At 54.4% G+C, this 11,984-nt stretch carries 10 protein-coding genes, 1 pseudogene and 1 riboswitch; of the genes and pseudogenes, 3 read left to right on the forward strand and 8 right to left on the reverse strand.

Features of this window, described 5'->3' with window-relative positions; translation table 11 throughout:
- Positions 1-339 precede the first annotated feature (339 nt).
- Complete coding sequence (gene murI / locus P2R09_RS14240) at positions 340-1,191, reverse strand: glutamate racemase (RefSeq protein WP_275770760.1); 852 nt, start codon at positions 1,189-1,191, stop codon at positions 340-342.
- On the reverse strand, positions 1,136-3,016 hold the full coding sequence (gene btuB, locus P2R09_RS14245; protein ID WP_275770762.1) for a TonB-dependent vitamin B12 receptor BtuB: 1,881 nt from the start codon (positions 3,014-3,016) through the stop codon (positions 1,136-1,138). Before btuB ends, murI begins: the two co-directional genes overlap by 56 nt.
- Positions 3,017-3,084: 68 nt before the next feature.
- Positions 3,085-3,268, reverse strand: a riboswitch (cobalamin riboswitch).
- 110 nt (positions 3,269-3,378) lie between these two features.
- Here btuB and trmA point away from each other — a divergent pair.
- Complete coding sequence (trmA, locus tag P2R09_RS14250; RefSeq protein WP_275770763.1) at positions 3,379-4,482, forward strand: tRNA (uridine(54)-C5)-methyltransferase TrmA; 1,104 nt, start codon at positions 3,379-3,381, stop codon at positions 4,480-4,482.
- Between the two features lie 49 nt (positions 4,483-4,531).
- Here trmA and P2R09_RS14255 read toward each other — a convergent pair whose 3' ends face one another.
- Both P2R09_RS14255 and fabR read right to left on the reverse strand, forming a co-directional pair.
- Positions 4,532-4,885, reverse strand: coding sequence for a YijD family membrane protein (locus P2R09_RS14255; protein WP_003851197.1), 354 nt, complete (start codon positions 4,883-4,885; stop codon positions 4,532-4,534).
- A 14-nt stretch (positions 4,886-4,899) separates the two neighbouring features.
- The gene (gene fabR / locus P2R09_RS14260; RefSeq protein ID WP_003851200.1) at positions 4,900-5,547 is read right to left on the reverse strand and encodes an HTH-type transcriptional repressor FabR; all 648 of its coding nucleotides are present in this window, start codon (positions 5,545-5,547) and stop codon (positions 4,900-4,902) included.
- A 192-nt stretch (positions 5,548-5,739) separates the two neighbouring features.
- On the opposite strand from fabR, the gene sthA reads away from it, so the two are divergent.
- A complete protein-coding gene (sthA, locus tag P2R09_RS14265) occupies positions 5,740-7,140 on the forward strand; it encodes a Si-specific NAD(P)(+) transhydrogenase (RefSeq protein WP_003851201.1) in 1,401 nt (466 codons plus the stop codon).
- On the opposite strand, the gene oxyR is transcribed toward sthA, so the two are convergent.
- Positions 7,123-8,040: a DNA-binding transcriptional regulator OxyR gene (gene oxyR, locus P2R09_RS14270; protein ID WP_275770764.1), complete on the reverse strand. Its 918-nt coding sequence runs from the start codon at positions 8,038-8,040 to the stop codon at positions 7,123-7,125. The genes sthA and oxyR overlap by 18 nt on opposite strands.
- 134 nt (positions 8,041-8,174) lie before the next feature.
- On the opposite strand from oxyR, the pseudogene P2R09_RS14275 reads away from it, so the two are divergent.
- Positions 8,175-8,367, forward strand: a pseudogene (locus P2R09_RS14275) (glutaredoxin domain-containing protein); the annotation flags it as partial.
- Positions 8,368-8,486: 119 nt separating this feature from the next.
- Here P2R09_RS14275 and argH read toward each other — a convergent pair.
- From argH to argB, 3 genes are all read right to left on the reverse strand, one after another.
- Entirely contained in the window at positions 8,487-9,860 is a 1,374-nt protein-coding gene (gene argH, locus P2R09_RS14280; protein WP_003851207.1) for an argininosuccinate lyase, read from the reverse strand.
- 91 nt (positions 9,861-9,951) lie between these two features.
- Positions 9,952-11,169, reverse strand: a complete 1,218-nt coding sequence (locus tag P2R09_RS14285; RefSeq protein ID WP_003851209.1) for an argininosuccinate synthase — start codon at positions 11,167-11,169, stop codon at positions 9,952-9,954.
- Between the two features lie 24 nt (positions 11,170-11,193).
- On the reverse strand, positions 11,194-11,970 hold the full coding sequence (gene argB / locus P2R09_RS14290) for an acetylglutamate kinase (protein ID WP_078805310.1): 777 nt from the start codon (positions 11,968-11,970) through the stop codon (positions 11,194-11,196).
- Between the last annotated feature and the right edge of the window lie 14 nt (positions 11,971-11,984).

Consider the following 11,984-nt stretch of genomic DNA (forward strand, 5'->3'; position numbering starts at 1 on the left):
TTCATTATGTGTTCACTCGTGAGGCTTTGATATTTTTGTTGCGTCCTGAGACGCTGATATCAATCCTGCGAGTGCCCACACAGATTGTCTGATAAATTGTTAAAGAGCATGCCGCGATTTACTGCGGCGCGGGCTGCGTATATTACGCTTTCCGCATGGTCAGTCAAGCATTTATTTTCGCTTAACTCACTGGTTCGTATGATTTCGAACCTACTCAACCCGGCGCTTCGTAAGCCGTTGTGCCGTGTCAGTGGAGGCGCATTATAGGGAGTTCTCGGAGGCTGACAAGTGCTAATTTCAAATAAAATTTCGAGTGCTTCTTTTTTCAGCGAAAAGCCGCTAAAGCGCCAGTTTTTCAAGCAACGGGAAGCCATAACGCTGTAAAACGGGTGATAATTGTACCGCTTCACCATCCAGCTCCGTGCAGAATGCGACGTTCTGTTGCGACGAATTTACTTCTGGCGCTTCATGTTCCAGTAGCCAGGCTGTTCGTCGGGCAATTGCCGCACCGGAATCAATCAGACGCGTCCCTTCAGGTAACACCTTCTGTAGCTCTTCGCGCAGTAAAGGGAAGTGCGTACAGCCTAAAACAACCGTGTCCGGTGGTTCAGCCATCCGCAGCCACGGCTGAACAATACGGCGCACCTCATCCAGTGCAACCTCGGCACCGTGTAGCTTAGCTTCAGCCAGTTCCACCAGCTCCGCCGATCCCAGCATTTCGATGTTGCAGGAACCGGCGAATTGCGCCACCAGCTCGTGGGTATAAGGACGGCGCACTGTAGCCCGCGTCGCCAGCAACCCGACCACACCATTTCGCGTCAGGCGCGCGGCAGGTTTAATCGCCGGAACCACACCCACGACAGGAAACGCAAAGCGTTCACGTAAAGCAGGCAATGAAACCGTGCTGGCCGTATTGCAGGCGATGATGACTAATGAGAGAGGATAACGCTGTGTAATGGCCTCAACGATAGCGACCACCCGTTCCACGATGAAGGTTTCGCTTTTCTCGCCGTAAGGGAATCCAGCGTTATCGAAGGCGTAGAGATAATGAAGATCCGGCAACAGCTGACGGACCTCATCATAGACAGAAAGCCCACCGACGCCGGAATCAAACACCAGCACGGTGGGACGCAAATCAGAAGTTGTAGCTGCCGCTGAGGTAATACTCTCGTCCTGGAGTCTGATAGCCATACACTGTCTCGTAATCTTTATCGAACAGGTTGGCAATTCTACCACGAACCGTGAGTTGTGAAGTGACAGGATATGAGACGGCGAGATCCCACAGGCTGACACCACCTAACTTCACACGACGGCTGGGCGTGCTGTTGAAGTCGGTATCATAACGGTCGCCCAGATAGTGATAAGTCACGGACCAGTCAAACTCATGCAGTGTCCAGTCAAGCTGATACTTTACCTGCTGCTTAGCCCGGCGAACGAGCGGCTGATCGGTGCTGCCATCCCGCGCATCGACATAATCATATGAGAGCTGATGCGTCAGCGGCCCGGTATCGAATCCAGCGGTGGCTTCAACACCTTTAATACGTGCCTTCTCAATGTTGTAGTAGCGGAAGGTCTGCGGATCGCCTTCAATCAGGTCATCAATGTCGTTGCGATAGCCCGACACGCGCCAGTTCACCGGCCCGGTCAGCCCCTCAAAGCCGCCTTCCCACTGCTTACTTTTTTCAGGATCGAGGTCGCGGTTGCCATAAAATGGGCTGTATACCTGCGACAGATTAGGCGCTTTGAAAGCAGTACCATACGAAGCGAACGCGCGGTACCCGGAAATAAACTCCCATGACGCCGCCGTCTGCCAGGTGTTATGCCAGCCGAACTGATTGTTGTCGTCACCACGTACCGCACCCTCAAGAGTGACGCTGCCAAACTGTTGTTGCCCGGTCACGTAGAGGCCGGTATTACGCTGTTCATAGCCATCTGATAAATAGTTCGTGCCCGGTTCCGTTGTCTCTTTCTGCCAGTCCACACCCGCACTGACGGCGCCCTGTCCCACCTGCACGGTATTGCCCCACTGCAGATTGTACTGAGTGACATCATCAAAGGTGGATGCAGCGCCATAGCGGCCATTGCGCGGATCGTAGTTAATGTCTTTGGTATGGCCATAACTGGCAATAAGCTGGGTGGAGTAGACGTCGCGGTTGAAGCGTAACCCGGTGTCCCAGGTCTGGCTGTAGAGCTGACGGGTATCCGCCAGGCCGATGATATGAGTGAAGCTGTCATCATACGTGTAAGACCCGTCATAGGCAGTGCGGTTATCAAAGCCATAGCCGCGCACAAAACCACTGAGTTCATCGCTGAACTGATGCTCAAGGTTGCCATAGAGGGTTTTGCTCATGAAGCCGTCGCGATCATGCTGCGCCGGGCCATAGTCATTGGGATAGCCCGCCACCACGTCATACCCTTTGGTGTAAGTGTAGTTGCCTGCCAGGGTAAGCTTTGTCGCGTCGCCCAGCCTCTGCTGAGTTGAGCCGTCATACGATTGATAGCCGTTGGACCCCATGCCCGCCGTCAGCGTCGTGCCTGGTTGCGATCGGCCCGTAATAATATTCACCACGCCGCCAATGGCATCAGAACCGTAAACCGCAGAACGTGCGCCGCGAATATATTCGATGCGCTGCACCAGCGACAGGGGGATCTGGCTAAGGTCCGACGAACCGGTAATACCCGCCTGATTAAGCCGGATACCATCAATCAGGATCAGCACATGTCTGGACTCAGTGCCCCGAATAAATAGCGAACTCTGCTGCCCTAATCCGCCGCTTTGCGCGACATCGACACCCGGCAGACGGCGCATCACATCTGTCAGACTTTTGGCCTGCCAGCGATCAATCTCATCACGCGTGACGACGGTTGTCGGCGCCAGTACCCCGGAAACAGGTTCGGCAAAACGGTTGGCAGTGACGATTTGCGTATCATCATTCCCCTGCGCAAAACCGTTTTGCGCCCAGAGAGAAATCGCCGTTGCGCTCAGAGCGAACAGCGATGCAGTTTTTTTTGTCATTTTAATCGCATCCATAAGACGAAGCAGGATGCCGCAGGCCGACAATCAATAGAACGCGATGATTGTACGAGTAGCGACGTTACACCGGCAGGTCTTCGGGCTGGGAACCATAAATGATGATGACTTCCCATCCCGGAGGACAGTGTCTGCAATTGCACTCATCACGACATTCCTTACCGCTGCGCGTCAGCTCCAGATTCACACTGGATTCCCTATTAACTCGGGCTTGAGGCCGGCGTCTGCAGTCTACGGAGTGGAGATACGGAAGTCCAGACTGCCAAATATCTTATCGCTGTGGGACTGGACATCAGCAAGTGAATGCCTACAATCGCCCGCTGGTAAGCTATTAATCAGGATTACTCATGACACCCGAACATCTCCCCATTGAAGACTATGACGCACAGCTGGCGGAAAAAGTCAGTCGTTTAGAGACGATGATGACGCCGTTTGCTGCGCCCGACGTGGAGGTGTTCCGTTCGCCGGTCAGCCACTATCGGATGCGCGCCGAATTCCGCCTGTGGCACGACGGTGATGATATCTATCACATCATCTTTGATAAGCAGACGCGCGAGCGGATCCGGGTCGATCAGTTCCCGGCAGCCAGCCAGCTGATCAATCAGCTGATGCCAAAGATGATCGCCGCGATCCGTGATAACCGCACCCTGCGTTACAAGCTGTTCCAGATCGACTATCTGTCAACCATGAGCAATCAGATTGTGATTTCACTGCTCTATCATCGCAAGCTGGATGATGAGTGGCAGCAGGCCGCCGCCGCGCTGCGTGATCAACTGCGTGCGGAAGGTCTGGATGTACAGTTAATTGGCCGTGCGACCAAAACCAAAATCTGTCTGGATCGCGACTATGTCGATGAGTGTCTGCCGGTTGCGGGTCGCGAGATTATCTATCGTCAGGTCGAGAACAGTTTTACCCAGCCTAACGCGGCAATGAATATTCAGATGCTGGAGTGGGCGCTGGATGTGACGCAGGATTCACAGGGTGACCTGCTGGAGCTTTACTGCGGTAACGGCAACTTCTCGCTGGCGCTGGCGCGCAATTTCCGCCGCGTTCTGGCAACGGAAATCGCCAAGCCCTCTGTTGCGTCGGCGCAATACAACATTGCCGTGAACCAGATTGATAACGTGCAGATCATTCGCATGGCGGCGGAAGAGTTTACTCAGGCGATGAATGGCGTACGCAGCTTTAATCGTCTGGAAGGGATTGATCTGACCAGCTACGAATGCGAGACGATTTTTGTCGATCCGCCACGTAGCGGCCTGGATGAAGAGACGGTGAAAATGGTGCAGGCGTATCCGCGCATCCTTTATATCTCCTGCAACCCACAAACCCTGAGCGACAATCTGCAGACGTTGTCAGAAACGCACGACGTGACGCGGCTGGCGCTGTTTGATCAGTTCCCCTACACCCACCACATGGAATGCGGTGTGCTGCTGACGCGTAAAGCGTAAACAAAAACGGGAACCCTGAGGTTCCCGTTTTTCTTCCCTGCCGATATCCCTACTGATTACGCTTGCGCTTAAACCGCGTCGCAATCCAGAACACCAGCGCGACCATCAGAACGGTGGGAACGAAATTTGAGCCAATGTCCGGGTATTCTGCCCGCACCAGCGCGCTATAAACCAGAATCCCCAGCAGGAAAAACGCCGCCGCCAGGCCTGGCATGCCGTCCGGCATGTTGGTGTTGAGATACCGCTGATGCAGACACCAGGCCGCCAGACCCAGCGCAATCAGCGGAAAAATCGAAAAGGGAACAAAGGCGCTGAACAGCACAGAAAACGAACCGTTAATCGCTAAACCGGTAATAAAAGCCAGTGCCAGAGTGCTTTTATCGCGGGTACCTGGGTGGGTCATGAACTGATCCTTACTCATTGCTCTTCGGGTTTTTCCAGGGTGACCGCCAGTCGTTCCTGCTCACGGCGGTACCAGTAATAAGCGCCTTTGGCGATCATCCGCAGCTGTAACACCAGCCGATCCTCAAGCTTACGTCGCTGCTCAGCATCAACATCCAGTGCTTCTGCACCGGCGCTAAAGACAATGGTCACCATCGCTTCAGCCTGCGCTTCGGTAAAACTGCGCGGCATGCGATTTTCGACCTCAAGATAGTCAGCCAGTTCAGCGATAAAGTGCTGAATTTCACGCGCCACGGCGGCACGGAAAGCAGCAGAGGTGCCGGAACGTTCACGCAGTAACAGGCGGAAAGCGTTGGGGTTGTTGCCGATGAACTCCATAAAGGTCGACACCGACGTTTTAATGATGCTGCCGCCTTTGGCGATACGCTGCCGTGCCTGACGCATCAGCTGTCGCAGCATCAGCCCACTTTCATCCACCATTGTCAGTCCAAGCTCATCAACATCCTTGAAATGACGATAAAAGGAGGTGGGTGCAATCCCCGCTTCACGGGCAACTTCCCGCAAACTCAAACTGGCAAAACTGCGTTCGGCGCTGAGCTGACTGAACGCTGCTTCAATCAGTGTACGTCGTGTACGTTCTTTTTGTTGCGCTCTGACGCCCATTCTCTCTGCCTTTAGCGGTGTTGAGCGGGCACTATAGCAAAATTTTCAGCGTACAGATTGGCATTCTTTGTCACTGCCTGTGAACCTCACACTTTGTCAAAATGTGATGAAAATCGCTGATAGAATTCAGAAGTGCGCGACGAGATGTTAGAATCTCGTTGTAAAAATGTATAAATAATAGGACGTATCGGTATGCAAAAGTCTTACGATTACGATGCCATTGTGATTGGCTCAGGGCCCGGCGGTGAAGGGGCGGCGATGGGGCTGGTAAAACAGGGAGCGCGCATCGCCGTGGTCGAACGCTACCACAACATCGGCGGCGGCTGTACACACTGGGGAACCATCCCTTCCAAAGCCCTTCGCCACGCCGTCAGTCGCATTATCGAATTCAACCAAAACCCGCTCTACAGCGATCATACCCGACTGCTTCGCTCCTCTTTCGCCGACATTCTTAATCACACTGAAAGCGTGATCAGCCAGCAGACAGCCATGCGTCAGGGCTTCTACGAGCGTAACCGCTGTGAGCTTTATCAGGGCGATGCCCATTTTGTTGATGCCAATACGATTGAGATTGAACAACCTGATGGCACGCGTGAGACGCTGACGGCAGAGAAGTTTGTTATCGCCTGTGGTTCACGGCCTTACCATCCTGATAATGTCGACTTTACGCATCCCCGCGTCTACGACTCCGACTCTATCCTTAATCTGCACCACGAACCGGGTCACGTCATTATTTACGGCGCTGGCGTCATTGGCTGTGAATATGCGTCGATTTTCCGTGGTCTCAACGTCAAAGTTGACCTGATTAATACCCGCGATCGCCTGCTGGCGTTTCTCGATCAGGAGATGTCGGATTCTCTCTCATACCACTTCTGGAATAGCGGCGTAGTGATTCGTCACAATGAAGAGTTTGAGAAGATCGAAGGCGTGGAAGATGGCGTCATCATGCATCTGAAGTCGGGCAAGAAAGTGAAAGCGGATTGCCTGCTGTATGCCAACGGCCGCACCGGTAACACCGATTCACTGTCGCTGGAAAACGTCGGTCTGGAAGCCGATGGGCGTGGCCTGCTGAAAGTGAACAGTATGTATCAGACAGCGCAGCCGCACATTTATGCCGTCGGTGACGTGATTGGCTATCCAAGCCTGGCCTCAGCCGCCTACGATCAGGGCCGTATTGCCGCACAGGCGATTATCAAAGGGGAAGCGTCAGCACACCTGATTGAAGATATCCCAACCGGTATCTACACCATTCCTGAAATCAGCTCCGTGGGTAAAACCGAGCAGCAGCTGACGGCAATGAAGGTGCCTTACGAAGTGGGCCGCGCGCAGTTCAAACATCTGGCACGCGCGCAGATTGTGGGCATGAACGTCGGCAGCCTGAAGATTCTGTTCCATCGGGAAACCAAAGAGATTCTGGGGATTCACTGCTTTGGCGAGCGTGCCGCTGAGATCATTCACATCGGTCAGGCGATCATGGAGCAAAAAAATGGTGGTAACACGATTGAGTACTTCGTGAATACCACCTTTAACTATCCGACGATGGCCGAAGCCTATCGCGTTGCGGCGTTAAACGGCTTAAACCGCCTGTTTTAACGCAGCGTCGAAATAGTGTGTCATGTGGGTTTTAATCGCCTCTGCCAGCTGTTCATAACGGCTGCGCAGAGGTGAACCCGGACGATAGACCAGCGCGATCGTGCGCTGCGGCACCGGTTTGTAGCAGGTGAGATAGCAGACACCGTCGCGAATACGCTCTGGTGGGACGGCCAGCGCCGGTAACAGCGTAATGCCACTGCCTGCCGCCACCATATTGCGCAGTGTCTCAAGACTGGTCGCCCGGAAATGGGTATCTTCATCGGCACCCGCCTCGAAACAGAATCCCATCGCCTGGTCACGCAGACAGTGTCCATCTTCCAGCATCAGCAATTTCTCGCCGGCCAGATCGGACATTGGCACACGATCGCGATCGCACCACGGATGATCGGCATAGACAGCCAGCTTCATTGGCTCATCAAACAGCGGCACTTCGATAAAGGCCTGACTCTCTTTGACCAGCGCAACAATCGCACAGTCGAGCTTGCCACTGTCGAGCTGTGACAGCAGCTGTTGCGTCTGCGCTTCGTGCAGATACATCTCCAGTTTCGGGAATGTCTGGTGCAGCGTCGGGATAATCTGTGGCAGTAAATACGGCGCGGTGGTCGGGATGAGGCCGATATGCAGCGGACCTGACATCGCTTCCCCTTGCTGACTGGCCATCTCTTTCAGCACTTTCACTTCACGCAGCACCGTACGCGCCTGATCCACCAGCAGTAAACCTGCCTGCGTGAACAGCACTTTACGGCTGGTGCGCTCCAGCAGCATCACACCCAGCTCATCTTCCAGCTTACGGATCTGCCCGCTTAACGTGGGCTGACTAACATGACATGCATCCGCCGCACGGCGGAAATGACGGTGTTCAGCAAGCGAAACCAGATATTCAAGATCACGAATATTCATTATTACCCTCCAAACCACGATAGCCCGTGGCGATAGATAGAATAGCAATGAACGATTGGCCCTATCAAGGGTGGTTGGGAATAATGCGCGCAACAAAAAGCTCAGGAGTCTGTCTTCATCTCTATAAAGCCAGCTGCGGTTTCTGTGCGCAGGCCATACAGAGGCTGAGTGAGCATGTCATTGAGTACGAAAATTGTGATGGGACAGGATTCGACAACCGTCAGTTCAGGAGCCGTTTCAGGCCGGGCGACGGTACTGCAGGTCTTCATGGGCGGTCGTCATGTTGGCGGCAGCGAGGATCTGCGTCAATACTTGCTGTCAGCGTAAGAGAGTCTGAGCGTCGGCCGGGAGAGCGGGCGCTTTGATGATGTGCCTATAAAAAATAGTAGTTCTGAAGCTAGAGGTTGGCGGGCATTTTAATGTGCCCGCTTTTTTTTACCTGCTGATCACGCCAGACGCTGTTTAGCGTCACCGATAGCGCGGGCAACCTGCTGCGGAGAAACACCGCCCTGCGCATTACGCTTATCCAGACACGATTGCAGCGCCAGAATCGGATAGACATCCTCGCCAATCACCGCGCTGAACTGCTGAAGTTGTGCCAGCGACAGCGCTTCAAGTGCTACGCCCTGCCCGATAGCCGCCACGACGACTTCGCCAACGATATGGTGTGCTTCACGAAACGGCACGCCTTTGGCGACCAGATAGTCGGCCAGCTCAGTGGAGTTTGCGTAGCCCTGTTCAGCCGCTTCCTGGCAACGCGGACGTTTAACCTGCAGGCCATCCAGCACCAGCACTGACATATGCAGACAGTCGAGCCAGGTATCCAGCGCGTCAAACAGCCCCTCTTTGTCTTCCTGCATATCTTTGTTGTAGGCCAGCGGCAGACCTTTTAGCGTCATCATCATGCCGGTCAGTGCACCCTGCACACGACCACATTTGCCGCGAATCAGCTCCAGCGCATCCGGATTTTTCTTCTGCGGCATCAGCGATGAGCCTGAGGTCACTTTATCTGACAGCTCAATAAAGCCTGCTTCGCCGGTGTTGAAGAAAATCATATCTTCTGCAAAGCGCGACAGATGCACCATGCCAATGGCCGCGTCAGAGAGCAGTTCCAGCACGTGATCGCGGTCTGATACGGTATCCAGACTGTTGCGCGTGGCGGAAGCGAAGCCCAGCCAGCCTGCCAGCTGCTGACGATCAATCTCGTAAGCAGTACCGGCCAGTGCGCCACAGCCCAGCGGGCTGACATCAAGACGCTTCAGGGTATCCTGCAGACGGCTCTCGTCACGCGCCAGCATTTCAACGTAGGCCAGGCACCAGTGCGCAAACGTCACCGGCTGCGCACGCTGCAAGTGGGTGTAGCCTGGCATCACTGCATCCTGATTGGCTTCAGCGGTAACCACTAACGCCTGCTGCAGCTCACGTGTGGCGCCCAGCAGGGCTTCGATCTGTACCTTGCACCACAGTTTCAGATCGGTCGCGACCTGATCGTTGCGGCTACGGCCGGTGTGCAGCTTTTTGCCCAGCGAGCCGACTTTGTCGATCAGCTTGCCTTCAACCCAGCTGTGAATATCTTCGGCATCGCTCTGCAGAATCTGTTCAGGATTTTCACGCACTTCATTCAATAGCGAATTCAGGGCCGCTTCAAGTTGCTGCTGCTCATCCTGAGTCAGCACATTGACCGTCACCAGCGCTTTGGACCAGGCAACAGAGCCAATGATGTCCTGCTCTGCCAGGCGGTAATCGAAGCGCAGCGAGTCATTGAACTGTTTAAAACGTTGATCCGCTGCCTGAGTAAACCGTCCACCCCAAAGTGCCATGTGAAAACTCCTCTGAATCGTTAAACAAGAGGCGGCATAAATGCCGCCCCTGAATCAAAACTGTGAGGCGAGGCGCACCCCGCCTGAAAAATTACTTCTTCTGCTCGTTCAGGGCGCGGATACGCGAAGAGAGCGAGAACAGACGGATAAAGCCGCCCGCGTGACGGTGATCGTAAACTTCATCTTCACCGAAGGTAGCGAACTCTTCCGAGTAGAGGCTGTTCGCAGAACGCTTCTGAGTGGCAGTCGCCTGGCCTTTGTAGAGCTGCAGCACCACTTCACCGTTAACTTCTTCCGCCAGCGATTCGGCAGCAGCCTGAATCGACTTACGCAGCGGGGCGAACCAGCGGCCATCATAAACGACGTAAGACATCTCGTGGCCCAGCTGCTCACGCCATTTGAAGCTATCGCGATCCAGCACCAGTTGCTCAACCGCACGCAGCGCATTCACCATGATGGTGCCGCCAGGGGTTTCGTAGCAGCCGCGGGATTTAATGCCTACCAGACGGTTTTCAACGATATCGATACGGCCGACGCCATGTTTTGCGCCCAGCACGTTCAGTTTTTCCAGACACTGGAACGGACTCAGTTTTTCGCCGTTAACCGCCACAACACGACCTTTCTCAACGGTTACAGTCACGTCTTCAGGCTGGTCAGGCGCTTCCAGCGGATCGACAGTCCAGACCCAGCAATCTTTATTTGGTGCATTGGCCGGGCTTTCCAGCACGCCGCCTTCGGTGGAGATATGCCAGGCGTTTTCGTCGCGGCTGTAGATTTTTTCCAGCGATGCGGTGGTCGGGATGTTGCGCTCTTTCAGATAGTCCAGCAGTGCTTCACGTGAACGCAGGTTCCATTCACGCCACGGTGCCACGACTTTCAGCTGTGGTGCCAGCGCGGTGTAGGTGGTTTCGAAACGCACCTGGTCATTGCCTTTACCGGTTGCACCATGACAAAGCGCATCCGCGCCTACTTTCAGTGCCAGCTCAACCTGCGCTTTTGCGATGATAGGACGCGCCATAGAGGTGCCCAGCAGATAGGTCCCTTCATACAACGCGCCGGTCTGCAGTACCGGATAAACGTAGTCGCTGATGAACTCTTCACGCAGGTCAACCACATGACATTCAGAGGCGCCAGACTGCAGTGCTTTCTTCTCCACACCTTCCAGATCGCCGCGCTCCTGACCAATATCCGCTACAAATGCGACCACTTCACAGCCGCCGTAGTTCTCTTTCAGCCATGGAATGATAGCCGAAGTATCAAGACCACCGGAGTAAGCCAGAACGATTTTTTTGATGTTTTGCGTTTGCATTTCGTAATCCTTGAATCAGAGTCGTTAAGCGAGAATCCGGGTGCCAATCGACACGCCGTTAAAAAGATCAGTCAGCCGCTCAGCATGACGCCAGCTGGCAATATCGACCGGGCGACCCAGTGTACGCGCCGCATCAAGTGCCGCGTGGACTTTAACAATCATGCCATCGGTAATAATGCCCTGGGAAATCAGCTGCTCAGCTTTGTCGGCGGTCATCTCTTCGATGCGCTGACCTTTGCCGTCGAGAATACCACTGACATCGGACAACAGAACCAGATCGGCACCCAGCGTCGAGGCCAGAGCGGTTGCCGCCTGGTCAGCGTTGACGTTCATCAGGTCGCCGCTGTCAGTAATACCAATTGAGCTCACCACCGGCATGTAACCCGCCGCCAGCAGCGTGTTCAGCAAGGCCGGATTACCCGGCGTTGCGTGGCCAACATGGCCAAGTTCTTCATCAAACGGAGCAACATTCACAATGCCCGCATCGCCCAGGCAGAGGCCGACCGCGTTGATGCCCGATTTTTTTGCCCAGGCCAGCAACGTTTTGTTTGCGGTTCCCGCCAGCGCACCAGTAATGATGTCGATCTGATCGGCCGGGGTGACGCGCAGGCCATTTTTCTTCATAACTGGCAGCGCCAGCTTTTTCATCAGTTCATCGACCAGGCAACCGCCGCCGTGGACAATGAGCAGCGGACGCTGATGGGCGCTGCGATATTTCAGCAGCGCTTCAAACAAACGGGCCAGCGCTTCTTCGCTGTCTAACAGCACACCGCCCAGCTTAATAATCAATGGATTGGTCATGGTTTAGTTGTCCG

Origin of the sequence: Pantoea sp. Cr_R13 (assembly GCF_029222565.1) — a bacterium.
Taxonomy (GTDB): domain Bacteria; phylum Pseudomonadota; class Gammaproteobacteria; order Enterobacterales; family Enterobacteriaceae; genus Pantoea; species Pantoea eucalypti.